Source organism: Cryobacterium lyxosi, assembly GCF_004403345.1.
GTDB classification, from domain to species: domain Bacteria; phylum Actinomycetota; class Actinomycetes; order Actinomycetales; family Microbacteriaceae; genus Cryobacterium; species Cryobacterium lyxosi.
Map to the genome: position 1 here is coordinate 1 of NZ_SOGT01000008.1, position 20,787 is coordinate 20,787.

General features: G+C 64.8%; 18 protein-coding genes. 6 read left to right on the top strand and 12 right to left on the bottom strand.

Going from position 1 to position 20,787, the window contains the following annotated elements; all coding sequences use genetic code 11:
- Positions 1 to 253 precede the first annotated feature (253 nt).
- The 3 genes from E3T27_RS06265 to E3T27_RS06275 form a co-directional block, all read right to left on the bottom strand.
- Positions 254 to 574, bottom strand: coding sequence for a hypothetical protein (locus tag E3T27_RS06265; protein WP_104195975.1), 321 nt, complete (start codon positions 572 to 574; stop codon positions 254 to 256).
- Between the two features lie 163 nt (positions 575 to 737).
- Complete coding sequence (locus tag E3T27_RS06270) at positions 738 to 1,472, bottom strand: arsenate reductase/protein-tyrosine-phosphatase family protein (RefSeq protein ID WP_134571976.1); 735 nt, start codon at positions 1,470 to 1,472, stop codon at positions 738 to 740.
- A 284-nt stretch (positions 1,473 to 1,756) separates the two neighbouring features.
- A complete protein-coding gene (locus E3T27_RS06275) occupies positions 1,757 to 3,553 on the bottom strand; it encodes a DUF4012 domain-containing protein (RefSeq protein WP_166786122.1) in 1,797 nt (598 codons plus the stop codon).
- Here E3T27_RS06275 and E3T27_RS16510 point away from each other — a divergent pair.
- Both E3T27_RS16510 and E3T27_RS06280 read left to right on the top strand, forming a co-directional pair.
- The gene (locus E3T27_RS16510) at positions 3,552 to 3,707 is read left to right on the top strand and encodes a hypothetical protein (protein ID WP_166786123.1); all 156 of its coding nucleotides are present in this window, start codon (positions 3,552 to 3,554) and stop codon (positions 3,705 to 3,707) included. The two genes, E3T27_RS06275 and E3T27_RS16510, sit on opposite strands and share 2 nt — an antisense overlap.
- A 221-nt stretch (positions 3,708 to 3,928) precedes the next feature.
- Positions 3,929 to 4,258: a DUF7882 family protein gene (locus tag E3T27_RS06280; RefSeq protein WP_104196045.1), complete on the top strand. Its 330-nt coding sequence runs from the start codon at positions 3,929 to 3,931 to the stop codon at positions 4,256 to 4,258.
- A 172-nt stretch (positions 4,259 to 4,430) separates the two neighbouring features.
- On the opposite strand, the gene E3T27_RS06285 is transcribed toward E3T27_RS06280, so the two are convergent.
- From E3T27_RS06285 to E3T27_RS06300, 4 genes are all read right to left on the bottom strand, one after another.
- Entirely contained in the window at positions 4,431 to 5,060 is a 630-nt protein-coding gene (locus E3T27_RS06285; RefSeq protein ID WP_134571978.1) for a thymidine kinase, read from the bottom strand.
- A complete protein-coding gene (locus E3T27_RS06290) occupies positions 5,060 to 6,466 on the bottom strand; it encodes a hypothetical protein (protein ID WP_134571979.1) in 1,407 nt (468 codons plus the stop codon). The genes E3T27_RS06285 and E3T27_RS06290 overlap by 1 nt, the downstream gene beginning before the upstream one ends.
- Positions 6,463 to 7,716 (bottom strand): sensor histidine kinase, encoded by a 1,254-nt coding sequence (locus tag E3T27_RS06295; RefSeq protein ID WP_134571980.1) that lies wholly within the window; start codon positions 7,714 to 7,716, stop codon positions 6,463 to 6,465. Before E3T27_RS06295 ends, E3T27_RS06290 begins: the two co-directional genes overlap by 4 nt.
- A gap of 174 nt (positions 7,717 to 7,890) precedes the next feature.
- Positions 7,891 to 9,126 carry an Rv2578c family radical SAM protein gene (locus E3T27_RS06300; protein ID WP_134571981.1) on the bottom strand — a complete coding sequence of 412 codons (1,236 nt, stop codon included), beginning with the start codon at positions 9,124 to 9,126 and terminating at the stop codon, positions 7,891 to 7,893.
- 265 nt (positions 9,127 to 9,391) lie between these two features.
- Between E3T27_RS06300 and E3T27_RS06305 the strand changes: the two genes are divergently transcribed.
- From E3T27_RS06305 to E3T27_RS06315, 3 genes are all read left to right on the top strand, one after another.
- Positions 9,392 to 10,501 (top strand): DNA topoisomerase IB, encoded by a 1,110-nt coding sequence (locus E3T27_RS06305; RefSeq protein WP_104195982.1) that lies wholly within the window; start codon positions 9,392 to 9,394, stop codon positions 10,499 to 10,501.
- A 129-nt stretch (positions 10,502 to 10,630) separates the two neighbouring features.
- Positions 10,631 to 11,089: a hypothetical protein gene (locus tag E3T27_RS06310; protein WP_206750155.1), complete on the top strand. Its 459-nt coding sequence runs from the start codon at positions 10,631 to 10,633 to the stop codon at positions 11,087 to 11,089.
- Entirely contained in the window at positions 11,086 to 11,367 is a 282-nt protein-coding gene (locus E3T27_RS06315; RefSeq protein ID WP_134571983.1) for a hypothetical protein, read from the top strand. The genes E3T27_RS06310 and E3T27_RS06315 overlap by 4 nt, the downstream gene beginning before the upstream one ends.
- An 828-nt stretch (positions 11,368 to 12,195) precedes the next feature.
- Here E3T27_RS06315 and E3T27_RS06320 read toward each other — a convergent pair.
- The gene (locus E3T27_RS06320; RefSeq protein ID WP_104195985.1) at positions 12,196 to 13,674 is read right to left on the bottom strand and encodes a malate:quinone oxidoreductase; all 1,479 of its coding nucleotides are present in this window, start codon (positions 13,672 to 13,674) and stop codon (positions 12,196 to 12,198) included.
- A gap of 298 nt (positions 13,675 to 13,972) precedes the next feature.
- On the opposite strand from E3T27_RS06320, the gene E3T27_RS06325 reads away from it, so the two are divergent.
- Positions 13,973 to 14,932 carry a response regulator transcription factor gene (locus E3T27_RS06325; protein WP_134571984.1) on the top strand — a complete coding sequence of 320 codons (960 nt, stop codon included), beginning with the start codon at positions 13,973 to 13,975 and terminating at the stop codon, positions 14,930 to 14,932.
- Positions 14,933 to 14,978: 46 nt separating this feature from the next.
- Here E3T27_RS06325 and E3T27_RS06330 read toward each other — a convergent pair whose 3' ends face one another.
- The 4 genes from E3T27_RS06330 to E3T27_RS06345 form a co-directional block, all read right to left on the bottom strand.
- Complete coding sequence (locus E3T27_RS06330; RefSeq protein ID WP_134571985.1) at positions 14,979 to 15,329, bottom strand: hypothetical protein; 351 nt, start codon at positions 15,327 to 15,329, stop codon at positions 14,979 to 14,981.
- Positions 15,330 to 15,433: 104 nt separating this feature from the next.
- On the bottom strand, positions 15,434 to 16,615 hold the full coding sequence (locus E3T27_RS06335) for a GGDEF domain-containing protein (protein WP_134571986.1): 1,182 nt from the start codon (positions 16,613 to 16,615) through the stop codon (positions 15,434 to 15,436).
- Between the two features lie 22 nt (positions 16,616 to 16,637).
- The gene (locus E3T27_RS06340; protein WP_134571987.1) at positions 16,638 to 18,269 is read right to left on the bottom strand and encodes a sensor histidine kinase; all 1,632 of its coding nucleotides are present in this window, start codon (positions 18,267 to 18,269) and stop codon (positions 16,638 to 16,640) included.
- Positions 18,266 to 20,680, bottom strand: coding sequence for a putative bifunctional diguanylate cyclase/phosphodiesterase (locus tag E3T27_RS06345; protein WP_134571988.1), 2,415 nt, complete (start codon positions 20,678 to 20,680; stop codon positions 18,266 to 18,268). The genes E3T27_RS06340 and E3T27_RS06345 overlap by 4 nt, the downstream gene beginning before the upstream one ends.
- Positions 20,681 to 20,787: the final 107 nt, after the last annotated feature.

The following is a 20,787-nucleotide window of genomic DNA, read 5'->3' on the forward strand; positions in this document are numbered from 1 at the left end:
TCGAACTCGGGGCTTTCTCAGGTTCACCCCCCGTTCAGGGGCAGACGATGTGCGCACAGTGCGCGCAAAAAAGCGGCCGGACCTGCACTAACAGGCCCAGCCGCATCCAATTGCCAAAATAAACAAATTTCGCGTTTCTGCTTCGCGCGCGCGCCGGGCTACGCGGCTACGGACCATGGGCGACGGGCATGGGCGTGGGCGTGCGAACACACGCTACTGGCCGGACACGGTGGAGTGGCGCGGGCGAGCGGGGTCAGGAGTCGACGGGGGGCCAGATGCCGTCGCATCCGCTTTGATCACAAGCGAACTGCCATGCATCCCCGTTCGGCACGACCTGCATCGGCATGAGGCAGCGCACGCAGTTGGGCGGACCGAGCACGACCGTGTTGTCACTGGCTAGTTCAGCCTCGGTATAGGGCGGACCGCAGTAGACAAGCGAGCACGCATAGTTCTCGCAGCCGTAGTCGTAGGAGATGCCGTGCCAGGAGACCTGCATGGGGTCGTTGCACTGCGGGCACAGGCGCGGCCGGGCCACGTCTTTCTTTTGAAAAACCCACGACACGTTGTCGTCCATGAGGTGAGACTAGTCCTGCTAATGGGAGCTCGGTATGGTTTTGCCAATTTGTGGAGAGCCGAGCGGTTCCTACTCCGGTCGACGTTCACACGTGCGCAGAACTTGGGTCAGCGCAGGGGCATAGTGGCGCGGCTGGCGAAAATTTGCCCAGGTAACCGCGGCATCAGACTCCTACCGCGATGAGGGCTGCCGTGATCGTGGTGACGGAGCCGTTGATGGCCGCCGCCGCACGGGCGTACACGGTCGCGGACTGCCGGTAGGGGTCATCGACGTCGTCGAGAGTGGGGGGAGTGGGCGAAGGATGGAGTCCGCGGGTCAAGGCGACGTCGGCGATGAAGGCTGCGAAGTCGAGGGGCGGCCGGGCCCTGGAGACGGGGGGCAGGACCCTCATGGAGGTCTCGACAGGCTCGACCGCCGAGTTCCGGGCTGCGGAGCCGGCGCCGGCGCCGGCCGAGGCCGACGCGTCGACGAGAGCAGCCGGGGCTACCAGACGCGCAAACTGGTTGAGGGTGAAGGTATAGCGAGTTGCCTTAGGCAGCATCGATACGACCTGACGACGGTGCTCTCTGGTGGCAGTCAGCACCAGGTCAGCACCGGCGATAAGTTCTTCGGTGAGTTGCCGCGCTACGTGCCTGGTGTGTGACGCACCGTACTGCGACGACAGCGCCGCTGCCTCGGGTGTCATGTCACTGCCGGTCATGGCTCGGGTTCCGGCACTGGTGATGACGGCGTCGATGCCTGCTGTGCGCAGGTCTTCGCGCAGCAGCTGCTCGGCCAGCGGTGATCGGCAGATGTTGCCGGTGCAGACCATGAGAATACGGGGGGCGCGAGCGGACACGGCGCTCACGTGCGCGGATGCAGCGGCCTTCAGGTCTCTACTGGCCTGGGGTTCGTTCATGTTTTGCTCTCGATCGGCGGGAGTTTGTGGGGACGATAACTTCGGGGCCGGAAACGTCACCGTCGGTGTGTCCGTTTCCGCAGTGGCTATAGCCGTCAGTATCCGGCCTCTCAGTATCCGGCCTCTCAGTAGGCATCCTCTCAGCATGCAGCATGGTCACGACGGCTCCGCGAGCACGACCAGAAGTTTTCGAAGGTGAATCCCTTGTAGTGCGTTGGCACCAAATGGCTCTGATCACCCAGGATCACGGCGTTCTGCGATCACTGTGGTCATTCGTGGCGAACCTAACACGTGAATTCTAATGATGCGGTGTCGTTGAGAACGATCAGTGGTGTGCTGCGCAGTTCGAGCTGGCCGGTAAAGGGCTCGGCGCCCAGCCAGTTGAAGCGCAGCACGGTGCTCTCGCCGGGTGCCAGTTCGATGCCGATCGAACTCACCGGATACCCGGCATCGGCAGCCGGATGGTACGGCACTTCGACGCCGTCACGGGTGAGGCCGAGGTTTTGCACCTCGGGGGTGCCGTAGCCCGCGATCATGGTCTTAATATTGCCGGGTGCCACACCGAAGGCGCCGCCACCGGTGATGTAGGCCGGGAGGCTGGTGGCGGCATCCGCTGGGGCAGTGTTGGTGAGGGTCACCTCGAACGCATACTGCGGGCGCCGGTCCTCGCGGCAGGTCTGCTGGCCGATAGCTGTCTGCACGTCGAGGTAGAGGTCCATTTTGGAACCGGTTCCGTCGTTCAGGTAAAGCCCGAACCGGTTGGTCTTGTCGTCACTGACCGGTCTGGCGCCGGCCAAGGTGGTGTCGTTGAGAATCGTCTGCTCGGCTTCGTCGGCATTCCAGACCAGCACCCGGTTCTCGTCAGCGGCCCTGGCGAGTGCTGCGATGAGCTTGGTCGGGTCGGCGTTGCCGCTTTTTACTGCGTTGAACACGGCGCCGGCTGCGGCCGCGAAAAAGATGTCTTGCTGCTTCGGGTCGTCATACCGCGCGTACACGTCACTCAGCAGCAACTGCACGGCATTGTCGGCGTTGAGCTGGTCGCCGGTGGAGAGGGTGATCGGACCGGTGGCCTTGAGCAGGTAGCTGAGCGCGACCGGGTCGATCGACAGCACACCGTTTGCTTCCAGGCCGAATTCCAGGCGCCACATTTCGCGGGCGAGCTCACCGGTTTGCGCAAAGTCAGGGGCCATCGAGACATTCTGAATGAACTGCCCGGTGATGTCTCCGTAAATGCTGCGAATCTCGTCGCCGAGGGGTAGCACCGGAGCTGGATATTGCGGAAAGGAGGTCGAGCTGGCCTGCTGGGTGAGTTCAATGCTGCCGTTGTCAGTGTGGAGTAGCGCGAGCGCACCGGGGATGCCGCCGGTGGAACGCAATTCGGCCGGGTTTTGGAATAGCAGAATGTAGTCGCGCGGCTCGGTAGCGCCGAGCATGGCCGGCAGCAGGGTCACTGCCCGGTTCATACCGTCGAGCGTGGCCGACGTTTCACCGGTGACCGTCTGCAGCCGGGTGACGGCACCGCGCACGACGTCGAGCACGTCGTTGGTCTCGATGGCTTTCACGTTCGTGACTGCCCGGGCCAGGGCTGCATCGGCAGCTGCTACTGCCGGCTGCGCATCGAGCAGCGGTTGCAGGGCAATGGCGCCGTCGACGGGCTTGAAATCGGTCAGGTCGAGATTGCCGGCCAGCGCAGCCAGGGGGGTGACGGCACTCAGCGCAACGTCGTCGACGACCGCGGCGATTTGACGCACGGCCACGAGGTTGGAGCCGAGAAAGGGCAGCAGCTCGTAGGTGCGCCAGACCGGATCGCTCGTGCGTGACCGGGCGGTGTTGGTGTATGCGGCCAACAGTGCAGCGGTCCGGGCAGCAGCCTCACCGTCACCGGAGACGACTTGGTCGGTGATTTTCTCGGCCAGCGGCACCGCAGCTTCGAGTGCGTCCTTGGCCTGCAGGCCACGAATGCCGACCCAAGCGGTGGCTGCCACCACGATGACCAGCAGGCCGAGCACGAGGAACCCCACGGTGGTGCGTGTTCGCGAGCGCTTCGGAGGCATGGTCTGGGCCGAGCGAGAAGAGGACATGGCCATATTCAAGCAGACCTCGGATGTCGGCTACGGCTTGACGCGCGCCGGTGCGGCATCCGTTTCGCTGGCCTTCGGGCGGAGCGCTGGCGCAATCATCGCGGACGTGACTTTCACCGGCCTCGTGATCGAGCCAGCGCTGGTGATTTTCTGACGATATGCGTGCTGGGCGTGCGCTCACATTGTGGCACCGATCTAACTGTCCCCAGAATTGGGGCTGGGTTATAGCTACCTAAGCGAGAGACTCTGTGTCGGAGTTCACTAGGCTCGGCAGCACATGGAAATTGTCGTTCCCGTTTTGGAAATGAAACCCGTGGTTGTATGCGATTCGGCCTGCCGTTCGCGTTCGCCGATGAACCAGCGCGAGGCAGAAAAATGGGCAAGTTGACGTATGACTCGAGCCTCACCGTCGATTTCGACGACCGAGTACTCGCGCACATTCAACTCGTGGTCGGCGCCAAACTGCGCCGCGGCGAATCGTTCTATTTCTCTTGGCGCGACGACCCCCCCGTCGGGGGAGGCCGCAGCACCGTTTGGATGCACCCCGGCATTTCCTTGGCCTATAAGTACTTCGGCAGCAAGGTGCCGGTACTCAACCGCGACTGGGTTGAGGCGCTGTCGCTCTCGGCCAACTCCGCGACCGGCCTGCAGCTGATGGCGGAACCGGCGCAACGCACCCCCCTAGCGCTGCGTCCGGGCGGTTAGCCCCACGTATGCCCCGGCTGCTTCCAAGGGGGCTGAACTCGCACGGGCTGGGCGTCGTCTCCCCCGGTGAAGGCGCGCACGGCCGCGCCCCGGGCGCGGAGGCGGTCGACGTTGCTCGTGGTTGTTGGCCCGTCCGCGAGGCGCGATCATGGGAACGAGCGCCCCACCGGCTTTATGCGGGCGCTGGCCGGCTGCGATTGTTCAGCACGCCGTGGCTCTCATCGAGGTAACAACTGCCGCAGAGTGACTCGTAGGTGACTTCTTCGCCATCGATGGCTACCTGGTCGCCGTCGAACACGAAGACGCCGTCGATCTTGCGACCGTTGAACACGGCCTTGCGCCCGCAACGGCAGATGGTCTTGAGCTCTTCGAGGCTATGAGAAATTTCGAGTAGGCGGCGACTGCCGGGAAAAGCGACGGTCTGAAAGTCCGTGCGGATGCCGTAGGCCAGCACGGGCACGTTCTCCAAAATCGCGATGCGCAGCAGGTCATCGACCTGGGTTTCGGTAAGAAACTGAGCCTCGTCGAGCAGCAGTGCACTCACGTCTCGGCCGGACCTGTGCAGAACCTGCGCGCGGTGCTGTTCGAATGCGGCGTACGCATCCGTCTCGGGGGTCAGCAGAAAATCGACGGTTCTGGTGACGCCGAGGCGGGAGAGGATGCCGCGGTCCCCCTTGGTGTCGACGCTCGGCTTGGCCAGCAGCACATGATGGCCGCGTTCCTCATAGTTGTAGGCCGCCTGAAGCATGGACGTGCTTTTGCCGCTGTTCATGGCGCCGTATCGAAAGTACAGTTTTGCCATTATTTGATGCCCTTGATCGTGGTGCGTTCAGCATTGAATTCTAGCGTGAGCAGCGCATGCCGACTGGTCACCCGCACCCGAGTGAACACGGCGCGCAGCACACTGAGGTACGGTCGCAGGGCGCGGCGGCGCTGGTGCGGCGGCAGTGAGAGTACGACCTGGATGGTGATGGTGTCTACGTCGCGGTCATCTCGGCGGGCTTGTATCTGGGAATGCAGCTGCGCTTGGGCACGCGCCTGGGTGCGGGCCTGCGCGGATGCCTGTTCCTGGGCGGCGGTGACGATGGCAATGGTCGTGGTGTCGGTAGCCGGCGTGGGAAGAGATCCGCGCAGTCCGAAGGCCTGGGTGACCTGGGCGGTATCGGTCGGGGCGGCGCCGGATCCGTCGATCTGCACGACAAGGCTGGTCGGGTCGAATCCCTTGAGGGTGCACAGAGCCACGATCATGGCGCCAGCGGCGGCGCGCTGGTCGGAGTCGAAAGCGGTCGCTCGACGGTCGGGGTCGGCGATGACGCAGAGCGGGTCGAGGCCGCGATCGGTGAGGCCGATGCGTTCGCGTCCGATGAGGTCGTCGAGCCAGGTGTGGTCGACCTCGGCGACGAGCACCCGCCGCACCTGGAAGGCGAGGGAGCGTGCGCGTTTGATGTCGGCGGCAGTGAGTTCTTGCCGAACGAGGACGTCGGCCAGAAAGGGGAGTACATCGGCGCCGAGATTGGTCAGGCGATGGTCCACCACCTCGTGCGCGAGGGGGCCGCGGCTCTCTTCCGTGCGCGCGCGGATGGCGCGGCGGGCATCCGTCTGCCAGCGGTGAATGGAGTTGACGACCTGTCGGGAGTATGCGGCGGAGGCCAGGGCGGGCGCGAGCACCTGCGTCATGGCGATGATGGCGAACAAAACGGGCGGCGTCTGCACACCGAGAAACGGTGACTGAACCAGGGCCGTGATGCCCACTACGGTAGCGGACGAGCCGCCGAGCACGAGGATTTCTTTCCACGGCCGGAACGGCGCGAGGGCCAAGAGCAGCAGGCCGAGTCCGATCGGGGCGAAGTCGTCCTGGATCATGCCATTGAACTGCCAGGTGCTCGCCGCGGCGAGCAGGTGCGCCGCGAGCCCCAGGGCCACGATCACGATGGCGCGGATGCGGGTGAACGGGGCCAGGTCGGGACGAGCGGCCCAGACGAGCACGGCGGCTGCGATCATGAGCACGCCAACGGACACCACCGCGAGCTCTATGAGCACAATCTCATGCATGCGCGAGATCGTCGCGGCGACGGCGTAGGTGACGACGATAGCCGAGACAACCGGAGCGAGCGGCCAGGCGGCAAGGCCTCCGATCGGGTCGAGCCGCTGCTGAGAAGCGGATGCCGGCGCGCGCGGCCGACGCGGAGTGGGGGTCGCGCGGGTCATGCGGCGGGCCGTTTGACGCGGTTCGGCTGATCCTGGGGCTGTATTTGTGCCGCCGGCACCGTCAGGCGCACGTTTGTGCCGGCGCCCGGCCTGCTCCAGATCAGTACGGATCCGCCGAGTTGTTCGATACGGCGCCGCACGGACTGGCGGATACCGAGGCGGTCGGATGCGGATTCCGATTCGGTGAAGCCGCGGCCCGCATCTGTTATGAGCAGTGAGATAGTGCTCAGGTCGGATTCGACGGCAACCTCGGCGGAGGCGACGCCAGCGTGCAAGATGACGTTGACGAGGCAGTGCTGTACGGCGAGGCCGACGTCGCGGTCGCTTTCGGCGTCGAGGCGGGCGAGGGCGTCGCGGTCACCGGTGACCTCGACGACGAGTCCGCGGTCACGGCTCCGTTCGATGGCGGTGTACACGGCGCTGGAGAGCCAGGCGTCGCTGGGCAACTTCTGGGTGTCGGTCGGTTGTAGGGCGGTGTTGGTGCGGGCGTCGATGTCGGTGAGCCAGTTGGTGTCGTGCAGGGTGGTCAGAGTGTATTTGAGGCTCGCGGTGAGGCCCGGTGAAAGCGCTCCGGGCTCGGCGAGCGACAGCGCGACGAGCTGAGCCACCGTCGTGTCGTTGAGTAAGGCAATGGCGCGGGTATCGAGGGCGTCACGCAGCTGCCGGTTGGCGCCGTCTTGCACTGCGCGGTGGATCGCGGGCTGGGCGGCGTTGCTGGCCCGACGGTCGATTCCGGCGAGCACCATGGCGCCGACCAACACGAGGTAGGTGGACAGGGTGAACAGATCGGGCCGGTACGGCACGGTGGTGGTGAGGATGGCAAGGAAAGCGGAGGCCTCGGCAAGAATAAAGGCGGCGGTGCTCCAAAGCACACCGCCGACAGCGGTGATTCCGGCACCGCCGACCATGACGAGCGCCATTTTGGGCATGGCAACGAGGAACATATTCGACGCGGGGAATGCGTCTGGGACGCCGAGCACGGTCGTGGTGAAGACGTAGACGCCGAGGGTTCCCACGACAAGGTAGGCGACCGCGAATGCAATGCGGCGGTGCCGGGTGAAGAGCACGAGCAGGGCGCCCATGGCCACGACGACCCCGACTGTCACCCAAAGTTCGGGACTGTGCAGACTAAGAACGGCAACCGAGACGACTGCGGCCATGAGACAGGTCAGCGCAAACCAGTGTGCGGCCCGCGCGAGGGCACGCGTGAGCGTCAGCTGGACCAGGTGGCCGGGTAACCCTAGAGACATATTTCCCCCGCGTTAAGTATGCCACCGGGGGTGGGCGGTGGTTGAGCGGGGGTGCTGTTGGGGTGCTTGGGGTTGGCGTTCGCGGCATCCGCTCGCCGGGCCCATGTTATGGCCCCGGGCCCAGTTTCTAAGCTGGGCCCACGGCCCGGGCCCGGGCCCCGTCCCGGAACGGAGTCAGAACAGGGTCGGCGCCAGATCGGGCGGAAGCTCCGCCGCGATCAGCGATCGCGGCGCCTCCGCAGCGCGGGCCCACGTTATGGCCCCGGGCCCCGTTTCTAAACTGGGCCCACGGTCCGGGCCCGGGCCCCGTCCACTTGACGCGGCCGGCACACTTGAGGCGGCCAGCACACGGGGCGCGGGCGGGGGCGACGCGGGCGTGCGGGAGCCGGACGTCGGCATCCGCTCTGGGGAGACCGGAAGGGCACTTGACCGCAGGCCACCGGTGGCTGGGTCGACGATTCCACGCTCCAGGCCGTGCGCACGAATGAGGGGTTTGATGCGGGCGGCGAGCCAGGTACGGTACTCCTTGGGCGCGTATTGGCCGCCGGCGTAGAGTTCTCGATAACGGCCAACGAGTTCCGGATGCTCGCGCGCCAGCCACAGCAGGTACCAGTCTTTGACGGCGGGCTTGAGGTTGAGTCCCGAGTAGAGCACGCTCGTGGCGCCGGCGGCCTTGGCCCGCCGCAGGGCCTCGTCGAGGTGGGCGCGGGTGTCGGTGAGAAAGGGCAAAATTGGCATGAGAAAGACGCCGCAGTCGAGTCCGCGTTCGCGGACCGCGGTGACCGTGGCAAGGCGCGCCTTGGTGGTGGGGGTTCCGGGCTCGACCGACTGCTGCAACTCGTCATCGTAGATTGCGATCGACATGGCCAGGTCCACCGGAACGTGTTCGCTCGCCTCCACGAGCAGGTCGAGGTCGCGGCGCAGCAGCGTGCCTTTGGTGAGAATGGAGATGGGCGTCTTGCTGTCGGCGAGGGCCGCAATGATGCCGGGCATGAGGCGGTAGCGTCCCTCCGCGCGTTGGTAGGGGTCGGTATTGGTGCCAAGAGCCACTGGATGCCGGCCCCACGTCGGCTTGGCGAGTTCTTTTCTCAAGACCTCGGCCACGTTGACCTTCACGATGATCTCGCTGTCGAAATCTTTGCCGGCGTCGAGGTCGAGGTATTGGTGCGTGGTGCGCGCAAAGCAGTAGGTGCAGGCGTGTGAACAGCCGCGGTAGGGGTTGATCGTGTAGCCAAACGGCATCGTGCTCTGGCCGGGAACATGGTTCAGCGCCGACTTGCACAGGATCTCGTGGAACGTGATTCCCGCGAACTCGGGCGTCTGCACGCTGCGCACGAGGTTGTTCAGGCGGGCGAGTCCCGGCAGCGCCCCAACTTGTTCGGTCTGTAATTCTTGTGAGCTCCACCGCATGCATCCAGTCGAACACAGGTACTAGTCAAATGCAAGTGCTGCGCAATAGATCCGGACTGAAACGAATGCCGGCGGCCGCCCCGCGCGCGCTGCCTCTTCGCAGCACTCGTCCGGAAAGCGGGCACCCCTAACACGGGGTGCCGCGAAATGTACCGGGTGCCGCGAGGCCTGACGTGCGGCGCGACCTCCGAGACGGGGGGCGTCGCATCCGTTCGCGAGTGATTCGCACTACTCTTCCGGGCAGGCGCACAGAGAGGGGATCCGCATGACCCGGTTACGACGCAGCGACCCGACCCGACCAGGGTATTCCCGGCGGCGGGCGGGTACGGGGTTCAGCTATCGCGACCCGGCCGGGCAACAAATCACCGACACGGAACTGCGGCAGCGGTTCGCGGCCCTCGCTATCCCTCCAGCGTGGAACGACGTCTGGATCTCACCGCACTTGAACGGTCATATCCAGGCGATCGGCATCGATGCCGCCGATCGCCGCCAGTACATCTACCACCCGGCCTGGCGTGAACAGAAGGACCGCCTCAAGTTCGAGCGCGCGCTGCAGTTGGCCTCGTCTCTGCCGCGGGTGCGCGGCCAGGTCACCCGTGAACTGCGCGGCGACGGCCCGCCGCGCACTCGGGCACTCGCCGCGGCATTTCGCATGCTCGACCTGGCCTCACTGCGCATCGGTAGCGAGCGCTATGCCGACACCTACGGCAGCCACGGACTCTCGACCCTGCTCTGCTCGCACGTCACGGTGCGCGGCGACGAGGTCAGGCTTGATTTCCCGGCTAAGAGTGGGCAGCAGTTCGAGGGCGTGATTACGGATGCCGACCTCGCCACCTACCTGCGTGCCCGGCTGCGCGAACGGCCGGCCGCACCCCTGCTGTCCTGGGTGTTGGATGGCGTCGAGGACGTCGTCTCGGCCTCCGACATCAACGATTTCATCAAGGAACGCACCGGCGGCGAGTTCACCGCAAAGGACTTTCGTACCCTGCGGGGCACGATCGCGGCCGCACAGAGCCTGGCGCAGAGTTTGACGGCGAGCCTGGCGGCGAGCGCGCGACCGGCGGGGCCGGCTGCCGGGGGGCCGGCCGGTGGGGCGGGCCCCAGTGGTGTGCCAACCTCGTTTGCTGTGTCCCCGGCATCCACTGCGCGGCCACCACGCGCGGCAACGCGCAGCCGACGCTCCGATGACCGCGCCATCGCCGAAGCGATGCGGCAGGCCGCCGATGCGCTCGGCAATACGCCGGCGATCGCCCGCACGAGTTACGTCGATCCGCGCGTCGTCGATCTGTTTCGCGCGGGTGAAACCATCGACCCGGCGAGCCGGGTATCGGTCGAAACAGCCCTGCGGGCACTTTTGCTCGGCGACACGGAGTGAGCAAAAAAGTCACCCGGCACATTGTCGCGCCGGCAGCGCGAGCAAATTTCAGTGAATGTCCCCTGTTCGGGGTATAACTTAAATGTCGCCGGTCGAGGCGCAGCTATGGTCATCGAGAAAGGTATGCCCGTGTCCCACGATTCTGATCCCGTTGAAGAGCCGCCGCTCAGTATTCCGGAGCCGCCGAGCACACCGACCAATCCCGACCAGCTCGTGGGACCGGACGGCCCCGACGGCCCCGACGCGGAACACGCGGAGCCTGCCGGGAATCCAGGCGGGTCTTCCAGGGAACACCCCAAACCGACCATTCCGGTCGCGAGTGCGAGTGCGAGCACCGGCCCGGACGGTCCAGCTCCGAGCACCGATGGGTCGACTGCGGGAGAAGCTGCCGTCGCAGCCGCGGTCGAGCCGGACAGCGACACCGAGGTGAACCTCGACGACGTGGACCCGGTCGACAACCCCTCGAACCCTGATCTGATCGGCCGCGACGTGGGTGACGATGATCCCACCCGCGCCGAACCCACGACGCCGATCCCACCCGCGCCGAAGCCAGGGCCAACACCCCGCAACCTGAAGGAGTCCCCATGAAAGGCAAATTCCTGTTCCTCGCCGGCACCGCAACGGGCTTTGTGCTCGGGTCCAAGGCTGGCCGCCAGGCCTACGACCGGCTGAGCGCGAAAGCCCACCGGCTCTGGGGTGACCCCACCACGCAGAAGGTTATCCCGCAGGCCGAGACCATTGCGCGCGACGCAGCATCCGTGGCGCAGACCAAGGTGAGCGATCTGCTGGATCGCACCGAGGCATCCGTCAAGAAAGAAGAGTCCAGGACCAGTCCGAAAGCGGATGACGGGGGCCACGTCATATAGACCACCGGGGAGTCGGCGGCCACGCGGGCTCCCTGCCGGTGCACGGTCTCCCTACTGGTGCACGGTCTCCCTGCCGGCGCACGGTCTCCCTACCGGTGCACGGTCTCCCTGCCGGCGCACGGTCTCCCTGCCGGACATAGGCCCTGTACCGGTACACAGCTTCTCTGCCGGAAACGGTCTCTGTGCCGGTAAACGGTCTCCCTGCCGGGAACGGGCTCTCTACCGGTACACAGTTTCTCTGCCGGAAACGGTCTCCCTGCCGGGAACGGGCTCTCTACCGGTACACAGTTTCTCTGCCGGAAACGGTCTCTGTGCCGATGCTTAGGCAGGCGCGTCGTGTCACACGGGCCAATCGCGTCGGCCACTCCGCTGTGCGTGAACCGACCGGCCGGACCGGCTGCGATACACGCAGGTTTCCGCATCCGAAACGCCAATGTTCGGGTTCACGTGCCGCCTCCGGACCGTTCTGAGCCTCAAGTAGACATCAGCTGGTAGACATCAGCTGGTAGACATCAGCTGACTGCCTCGATCGAAGGGTTGACCGGGCGCAGCTCCAAAACTCTCACGCCACTCCAAAGCACCGCCCGCGCATGACTCCGGCAAAGCCCTCCGGCCAACTTCTCTCAGGCGCATAACTCCTGCAATTTGCTCCAGGCACGCCGAGGCTCCCGCGTGATCACGCAGGAGCCCAGGTAGCAGCACGCAGATTGCAGGAGTTATGCGCCTCGCCGGCCACTCAGCAGACGTCTAGCAGACGCCCAGCAGAAGCCGAGCAGTAGCCGCGCAGGCGAAAGCCACGTAGACGCCCGCCCGGCCGGTGCCGGACGGCTAGTTGCTCAGGTGCAGGATCTCAGCGGTGGCGGCCAGCGACGCCGCGGCCGCGGCAGGGTCGTCGGAGAGTTTGGTGCCGTAACTGGGGATCATCTGACGTATACGCGGCTTCCAGCCCTCGATGCGGTCGGGGAAGCAGCGGGCCAGCAGGTCCACCATGATCGGCGCGGCCGTCGAGGCCCCCGGCGAGGCACCGAGCAGGCCGGCGATCGACCCGTCAGCGGACGCGATGACCTCGGTGCCGAACTGCAGCACCCCGCCGAGCTTGGCGTCGTGCTTCATGACCTGCACGCGTTGGCCGGCCGTGATGAGCTCCCAGTCGTCCGAGACCGCAGCGGGAATGAACTCCCGCAGGGCCTTGAGCTTGGCATTTCGCGAGGCGAATACCTCGCCGAGAAGGTATTTCATCAAGTCGAAGTTGTGACGTGCGACGGCGAGCATGGGGCCGAGGTTGTGCGTACGAATCGAGAACGGCAGGTCGAACCAGGTGCTTGTCTTCAAGAACTTCGGGCTGAAACCGGCGTACGGGCCGAACAACAGCGACATTTCGCCGTCGACCATGCGGGTATCGAGGTGCGGCACCGACATGGGCGGCGCGCCCTTGGCTGCCTTGCCGTATACCTTGGCCTGGTGCTGGGCTACGAGCTTTGGATTGGTGGTGCGCAGAAACTGGCCACTGATCGGAAACCCGCCGAAACCCTTGATCTCGGGGATTCCACTCTGCTGCAGCAGCGCCAGGGCTCCACCGCCGGCACCGACGAAGACGAAGCGGGCGTTGATGCTGGTGCGGGTCTGGCCGACATGGCGCAGCAGTTTGAGGTTCCAGGTGCCATCCGCTTTGTGCTTGAGACCGACGACCTGCTCGTTCATGTGCATCGTGACCCCCTGCTGTTCGAGGGTGTCAAACATGAACCGGGTGAGGGCGCCGAAGTCCACGTCGGTTCCGCTCGCGATGCGCGTCGCGGCAATCTTCTGGCCGGCCGGGCGCTTGCGGGTGAGCAGCGGCGTCCACGTACCGATCTTCGCCGCGTCGTCGCTGAACTCCATGCCGGAGAACAACGGCTGGGTGACCAGCACGGCATGACGTTTGCGCAGGTACTCCACGTTGGCTTTACCGTGCACAAAAGTCATGTGCGGGGTGGAGTTGATGAACTTGTTCGGCTCCGGCAGGGCGCCGATTGAAACGAGGTGGGCCCACAGCTGGCGGCTGATCTGAAACTGCTCGTTGATGACGACGGCCTTGTCGGCCGTGACCGAACCGTCGGGCGCCTGCGGCATGTAGTTGAGCTCGCACAAGCCAGCGTGGCCGGTGCCGGCGTTGTTCCACGGGTTCGAGCTCTCCTGGGCAAGTTCGCCGAGACGCTCGTACACCTCGATGCGCCAGTCGGGCTGCAACTCCTTCAGGAGTATGCCGAGGGTGGCGCTCATGATGCCGCCACCAATGAGGACTACGTCGACGGTTCCCGAAGAATTCACACTGCTGAGTGTATCGCTGCGAGCGGATGCGCCCTACCGTGCCGCCCAGTTCCGCGGCGGCCTGCACCTATCGGTGCGGGCGCGTTGAGGCGCCCAAAGGGGTGCAGTACCGCTCCGCGGCTACTGTCGCGACGCAGCGGACACCAGGGTCGATCACCGCCCAGAGCCCACCCCCTGCCAGCAGATGGCAGCTGGCGGAACGTCGGAGTGATTTTCGGCCGGGGTCGGAACGGTCAGTTTATTAACGCAATAAGTCACCTCGGTGAGGATCTGCCAACTTAACGGGATACTGGAACGCATGTTGTCAGAAAAACCCGAGCAGCGCGTCGCCGTCATCATCGAAGACGACGCAGATATTCGCAACCTGCTGGAGGCCGTGCTCACTCAGGCCGGGTTCGAGACAATCGCCGCGAGCAACGGCCTCGACGGTATCGCCGCGGTACGCGCCCACGATCCGATCGTCACGACCCTCGACGTGAGTATGCCCGGTATGGACGGCTTCGAAACAGCCAAGCGTATCCGCGCGTTCAGCCCTACCTACCTCGTCATGCTCACCGCCCGCGACGACGAAATCGACACCCTCCAGGGCCTCGAAGCCGGCGCTGACGACTACCTGACCAAACCGTTTCGTCCGCGGGAGCTGCGTGCTCGCATCGAAGCAATGTTGCGACGCCCTCGCCAAACCACCACCGCGGCTACCGCCGCCGTGCCCACCGCCGCGCCTATCGTGCCCGCGCCGGTGGCCGCCCGTGCTGAGGCGGTGGTGGCCGACCCACTGGTCGCCACGCCCGCCAGCACTAGTTTGACCAACGCTGCGCCAACTGACACCCCTCTTGACCCGGTGTTTCGACAGACCCACGTCGCATCCGCTCCGACCTACGCACCGGCCGAAGACGCCGCGAGCCCGCTGCGCAGCGCCACACCACGAAATGGCTGGTTTGAACACAACGACCTGCGGCTGAATCCGGAGGAACGCCTCGTGCAACTGGCCGGCACTCAACTCGAACTGACCCGCACAGAGTTCGAACTGCTCGCCGCCCTGCTCGAATCACAGCGGCGGGTGCGCAGCAAGAACGATCTCGCCCTGCTGCTGCGCGGTGAAGCCTATGCGAGCGCCTATCCGGTGAACGAGGCCGATCGGCGCGCGGTCGAAGTGCACATGGGCAACCTGCGTCGCAAACTCGGTGACAGCAGCACGACACCGCACTGGCTGGAAACCGTGCGTGGCGTGGGCTATCGCCTGGCAGCCGAGGAATAGTACGACGAGAGCAATCGCTGGGCCAAATCCGGCCGGCTCAAGCGATCTAACGCGCGATATACCGCGACAGCGCCAAGCAGGTATCTGTGGCCACCGCGGCGAGACGGGGCAATTGCTGCCGGCACCCGGGCAGATCCTGGTCCTTCAGGGTGCGGTGCAGAAGGCCCGCAGTGTTTTCGAGACGCACGGCTCCCAGCATTTGGCTGCTTGAGCGGATGCTCAACAGCACAATGTCGGCATCCTCGAGGTCTGCTGTGGCCAAGGCGCGGCACAAGCGCAACTCCCGGTTGTGCCAGAGATCGAGAAAATCGTTCACGAACCGGTTTTGTATAGCGACGTCCCCGCCGAGATCTCTTCTCAGTCGCTGCAGTGTGGCTGGGTCGACCAGCGAACTCATGCCGAGCCTCCGCTGGTCGAGGTAGCAGAATGCATCGGCAAGGTCACGCCTATCACTCTGACAGATCTGGGTGCATTTCGGAGCTGCTTCGCGTCAAGATCTGATCAAGATCCGTCGTGGCCGGTCGCGGCGAGTTCGACGGCGATATCGTTACCGCCGCGCTCCTTGACGGTCTCTATGGCCGTATTGACTGCGATGCTCAGCGCGGTCAGCGCATAGCCGTGGTCGAACGTGTCGGCAATACCAAAACTCGCGGTCAGTCGAATCAGGGAAGCCTCCTTCAACGGTTCGTCGACGAGGGTCGCCTGCATGCGTTCGGCGACCGCGCGGGCTTCGGCCGCCGACCCGGCGCCGACGAGCACTAGAAACCGCCCGCTGGCCGGGTGCCCGATGATCGAAAGCACCGGAGCACTCGCACGTAGTTTCGAGGCGAACGAGGCGATCGCCTCATCGCCGGCCACCCGGCCGAAGGCAACGTTGATTTCCGGCAGATTGTCGATATCGGCACCGATCACGGCAAGCCCCACGCCCGCATTTCTCGCACGACTCAGATGGTCGGTGGCCGCCTGCCCAAAGGCGGCCGCCGACAGCACGCCCGCCGCCGAGTGGATGCCGTCGGTTAGGTCACCGACGGCACTGCCCGACATTTGCTGCGCGCGCAGGGCGGAAACGGCGATGGTCAGGAGCACCACGATACACAGGCTGAGCGCCGTGGCGTTGGCCGTGTTGAAATAGGTCAGGAACAGCGCCCCGGTTTCCCCGCCCACGGTGAAGACGATGGAGCGAGCCGTAGCCGCCGCTGCAGTGACCCACAGGGCCACGGCCAGAATCTGTCCGCTCAGGTTGCGGCGCATACGCCCGCGCACGGCTTCAAGTGCACCGAGAAGGCACAGGACCGCCACAGCAATCCACAATTCTGCGGCGCCGGCCCAGCGGCCGGCGGATTCTCCATGCAGCAGCGTTGCGGAGAGCACAAGAACGCTGATCGCGCCGACCATCCACAAGCAGCCACGGCTGCGCCGGTTGCACCGCCGGAGCCCTGCCCACAGCGACCCGACGGCGATCGTCAACGATACGTTCGCGACAACGATGGACCACCAGATCAGCTGGCCGGTCGCGGAAGCGCCGTGCGCGATGGTGACGACCATGGCGGCGATGAAGCCCAAGCTCCAAATGCGGCCGACGGAATCGGTGCGATGGAACGCAGTATTCAGAATGAACGACACCCCGCACAGCGCGATGACCACGCCATTCACAACGAGCAGTGTCGGTGTGTCGAGGTTCATTCGTCTATCCCTTGCTGTGCATTCATGATGGGCGCGGTAACGTCGCGATCGCGGTGGTGCCCTTGCCGGGTGCGGATTCAACCGTCAGGTCGCCCCCGTGCCGGCGGCAGATATCGCGGCTGATGCTGAGTCCGAGACCGGTGCCATGGATGCTCGATCCACGCACCGAATCGGCCCGGTAGAACCGATCGAACAGGTTCAGCTGCTCACCCTGGGTCATCCCCCGGCCGGTGTCGACCACGCGAAGCTCCACCTGGGAGATGGAATCCTCCAGGGTCACGTCAATGCGACCGCCCGTGATGTTGTATTTGATCGCGTTGGAGAACAGGTTGTCGATCACCTGGCGCAGGCGGAAAGCATCCGCTTGCAATCGCACGGCCGGCAACGCCACCAGCACGAACGTGATGTCGCGATCGGCGGCGATCGGCCGCATCGACTCGATGGCGTCGGTGACGATCGCCGCCAGGTCGCACGGGGCCAGGGTGATAGCGAGCTCGTGCTTGGTCGCGGCGGCCGTAGTGAGCAAATCGGCGACCAGAGCCAGCAGGCGGTCGGAGTTCTTCGACGCCACTTCAAGCATGCGCCGGGTCGACGGATCGAGGGCATCGTCATCGAGGGCCAGTTCGAGGTAGCCCATGATCGAGGTCAGCGGAGTGCGCAATTCATGGGAAACGGATGCGACGAGGTCATCTCGCGCCTTGATCGCACGCAGTTCGGCGGTGACGTCCCTGGAGACCATGACACCGCCGTCGAAGTTGTCGTTCTCGTCGAGAATAGGCCGGGCAGAAATGATCACGGCGGCCTGGTGCTGGCCATGCTCCCCCACCCAGACAGTCACGCGGTCGATTGTTTCGCCGCGCATCGCCCGTTGGAACGGCCGATCAGCCTCGGCAAAAGGGGTGACCTGGTCTTCGTGGTAGACCTCGATCGACGAGATCTGGCCCTCTTTCACGCCGAAACGGGAGAGCATTTCGCGTTGGGCTCGGTTGATGAAATTCGGCTTGGACTCTCGGTCGAACCCGACAACGCCAAAGTCAACGCTGTTGACGATCTCGTCGAGGGTGCGTTCCTCACGGCGAGAGCGGCGCAGGGCCCCCTCGAACAGGACGGACTGCTGGGTGAGCAGCGCCTGCTGCGCTGTGGCACGCTTCGTCGTCGTGTGCGTTGTCGCTGCGACGAAGGCCAGCACGATAGGCACGATGGCCAGCCGCGGAATCTCACTGCCCGAAACCGAATCCGCTCGCATCAAACCCGCAGCCCAGAGTAGCGCCGAGGTGAAGACGACACCTCCGACGGCGCCCCGACCACCGAAGTGCGTCGACAACCAGATGATGGGAAAAACAAGCAGAAACGTCGTGCCGAGCAGCGGCTCGCCTTCCCGGGCGATCACCAGCCCAACGAGGTCGAGGATGGGCAGGACGACGATCCACTTCTTATCGACGTGCCGCCACGGCACCCCGGCCGACACAGCGGTGGTGAGAAAGATAATGAGAATACCGGCTAGGAACAGCTGGTTGTTGAAGAGGTGCCTGTCGAGCAGCCCCGACACAGCGACCAGAAGCAGCGTCGCCGATCCGACCAGCAACTGCGTCAAAAAGACGGACCGTTCGACCCGATCGCGGTACGCCCGATTTGAGCGGTGGCGCTGGATCATGACGGTGCCCCCGAACCAGGCGCGGCTTGGGCTGCCGGCTGCGGCTCGGGGTGCACGACCGCCCCACTGTGGGAGGGCAGCACGGCCTCAGCACCGAACTCATCGAGCCGATCAACCGTTTCAGTGAACCCCTGTGGCACCCCAAAGTGAAACCCCTGCGCGCTCCGAATGCCAAGCTGGGTCAGCTGAACGGCCATGTGTTCGTTTTCAACACCTTCGACGATCATCGAATACTCGAGCTTGTCGCCGAAACTTTGCAGGGCGGTGAGCACCTCACGCTGGCGCACGTCGGCAAGGTCATCGACCAGGCTGCGATCAATCTTGAGAATGTCCATCGGCACCCGAACGAGCGAATCGACCGAGGAATCTTCGGACCCGTAGTCATCGAGTGCGATCAGAATACCCACCTCGCGCAGCCGATCAGCCTGCTCTCGTATCTGCGCCGAGACCCGCGCCGCCGAACGTTCGTTGAGCTCGAGGCACAGCAAAATCTCGGGGTAGCGACTGTTCAGGTTTTCTGCGAACGTGCCGAGTCGTTCCGGCGCCAGCTGCCCGGCCTCAACGTTGACGGTGATGCAGATGATGCCGGGTTCGACAAGTCGAAATTCGGCGGCCGCGGCCATGGCCTTCTCGGCAACCTGCCGGGTCAGCTTGTCGAACCGCCCCAGGCTCTTGGCCTTTTCCACCAGCGACGGCGGTGAGATCGCGCCCAGCTCCGGGTCGACGTAGCGCAGCAATGCCTCAAACGCCCAAATACGGCCGGTAACGAGGCTGACGATGGGTTGATAGGCCAATTGCAACTGGTTTTCGTCGATAGCACGAGCAACCGTGGCGTCGAACCGCGACGAGCGGTGGCCAGACACGTTCATGCTCGCCACGCCGTCTGTGTTGCCGCGGCGGCGGCGCCTTTTCTTGACCATGAGCATGCTGTGGTCAGCGTCGCGAACGAGCGAGGCGATATCCGTTTCGATGACAGCGGAAAACGCCACGCCGATGCTGAGGCTCGGAGTGAAGGTGTCGGTGCCGACAACGAGCGGCGCCGCGGATGCTCTGCGGATCGTTTGAGCGATGGCCGTGGCTTCGTCGAGGGTGGCCAGGCGCGTGAGGATGATGACAAATTCGTCGCCGCCGACCCGGGCGACGACATCGTGCGGACGCACAGCCTGGCGCAGTCGTTGGCCCAGAACCCGCAGCACCTCGTCACCTACCTGGTGCCCGCAGGTGTCGTTGAGGCGTTTGAACCCATCAAGGTCCATGAACAATACGGCGATGGCTTCGGTGTCGCTGCGGGTGCTGTTGATGGTGTTCAGGGCCTCCTGGAAGGCGCCATAGTTGGGCAGACCGGTGAGCGGGTCGGTGTTGGCTTTCGCTGTGAGTCCGGCCACATTCTGCCGGGCTTTTCCGGCTAGTTCAGCGGTGGCAGCGAGGGCTTGCAACGTGTGCCGGTCGACGCCGGAGAACGCGCCATCCATCGCGTCACGACGGGCCACCAAAAACTGAGGTTCCCCGGGGGTGAACGTGACGGGGACACCGATGGCACCGGCCTCGGCGGGGCCGGGCTGCAGGGCGATCGACTGCACACCGACCGCGGCGGCCGCAGCCTGGCACAGGGCATCCGCGAGGCTATCCACGCTGCGTGTGTGGCTGAGGATGCTGCTGCCGACCACGATACCGTTCAGCCTCCGTCGCATATTCCACGCGGAGCGCACAACAATGACGATCGTGGCTACCGTAAAACTCCCCAGGAGCGTGCCGACCGCAGTTTGGATGCTGGTGCGACCTTCTCCAGGGGTGGGCAAGCCGACGCTGACCCAGTGGACCGAGAACATAGTCAACGCGGCAACGGTGCCCAGCAGCGCAGCCAGTCGCAGCGGCGAGACGAATAGACGGCCGCCCCGGTCTGCGGGGGTGTTGAGCAGGTGCATTCTGAGGACTTCGAGTGCCAATACGAACAACACATATCCAGCAGATGCCACGGCGGCGGCTGGCAGCGCGGCTGCACCGAACTGACCGAGAAGCCAATCGATCAGGAAGTAGACCATGCAGCCCACACCGGCGAGGCCCGAGCTGTAGACGGCCAATTTGATGCGACGGGATTTCATCAACAGCACCACGAGAATTCCGAACATCACGACGCCGATGATGGCCTGCCCGGGCAGTACCGGAACGAGCGCGGGTACGGCGAGAATTGGCAGGCTGACAACGGGCGTTCGATGACGCACACTGCCCACTCGAATCCACGCTAATTCGAGGGCGGCAACACACAGGATTCCGCTCACCGCAGCGGCGATTCTAGTGCTGGGATCAGCCAGAACGGCGACGACTGCGCCCGTGATGAACGCCAAAGCCACGGCCGTGAGCACGCCAAAGGAGACGCGCTGCAGCACGCCAGACACCCCACTTCGACTCACGCAGTCAAAGCCTACGCGACTTGTCTTGGAACGCACGCGCGTGACCGGATTTGGTCGCGGTCGTTTGGTGGGGCTGTGGTGACAAACGGGGTTCCGGGTTCGCGCGC

What these genes read in the sequence shown, in the direction of transcription:
- E3T27_RS06265 (WP_104195975.1), bottom strand. Translation starts at nt 574, where the DNA reads ATGGACGACAACGTGTCGTGGGTTTTTCAAAAGAAAGACGTGGCCCGG.
- E3T27_RS06270 (WP_134571976.1), bottom strand. Translation starts at nt 1,472, where the DNA reads ATGAACGAACCCCAGGCCAGTAGAGACCTGAAGGCCGCTGCATCCGCG.
- E3T27_RS16510 (WP_166786123.1), top strand. Translation starts at nt 3,552, where the DNA reads ATGGCCATATTCAAGCAGACCTCGGATGTCGGCTACGGCTTGACGCGC.
- E3T27_RS06275 (WP_166786122.1), bottom strand. Translation starts at nt 3,553, where the DNA reads ATGTCCTCTTCTCGCTCGGCCCAGACCATGCCTCCGAAGCGCTCGCGA.
- E3T27_RS06280 (WP_104196045.1), top strand. Translation starts at nt 3,929, where the DNA reads ATGGGCAAGTTGACGTATGACTCGAGCCTCACCGTCGATTTCGACGAC.
- E3T27_RS06285 (WP_134571978.1), bottom strand. Translation starts at nt 5,060, where the DNA reads ATGGCAAAACTGTACTTTCGATACGGCGCCATGAACAGCGGCAAAAGC.
- E3T27_RS06290 (WP_134571979.1), bottom strand. Translation starts at nt 6,466, where the DNA reads ATGACCCGCGCGACCCCCACTCCGCGTCGGCCGCGCGCGCCGGCATCC.
- E3T27_RS06295 (WP_134571980.1), bottom strand. Translation starts at nt 7,716, where the DNA reads ATGTCTCTAGGGTTACCCGGCCACCTGGTCCAGCTGACGCTCACGCGT.
- E3T27_RS06300 (WP_134571981.1), bottom strand. Translation starts at nt 9,126, where the DNA reads ATGCGGTGGAGCTCACAAGAATTACAGACCGAACAAGTTGGGGCGCTG.
- E3T27_RS06305 (WP_104195982.1), top strand. Translation starts at nt 9,392, where the DNA reads ATGACCCGGTTACGACGCAGCGACCCGACCCGACCAGGGTATTCCCGG.
- E3T27_RS06315 (WP_134571983.1), top strand. Translation starts at nt 11,086, where the DNA reads ATGAAAGGCAAATTCCTGTTCCTCGCCGGCACCGCAACGGGCTTTGTG.
- E3T27_RS06325 (WP_134571984.1), top strand. Translation starts at nt 13,973, where the DNA reads ATGTTGTCAGAAAAACCCGAGCAGCGCGTCGCCGTCATCATCGAAGAC.
- E3T27_RS06330 (WP_134571985.1), bottom strand. Translation starts at nt 15,329, where the DNA reads ATGAGTTCGCTGGTCGACCCAGCCACACTGCAGCGACTGAGAAGAGAT.
- E3T27_RS06335 (WP_134571986.1), bottom strand. Translation starts at nt 16,615, where the DNA reads ATGAACCTCGACACACCGACACTGCTCGTTGTGAATGGCGTGGTCATC.
- E3T27_RS06340 (WP_134571987.1), bottom strand. Translation starts at nt 18,269, where the DNA reads ATGATCCAGCGCCACCGCTCAAATCGGGCGTACCGCGATCGGGTCGAA.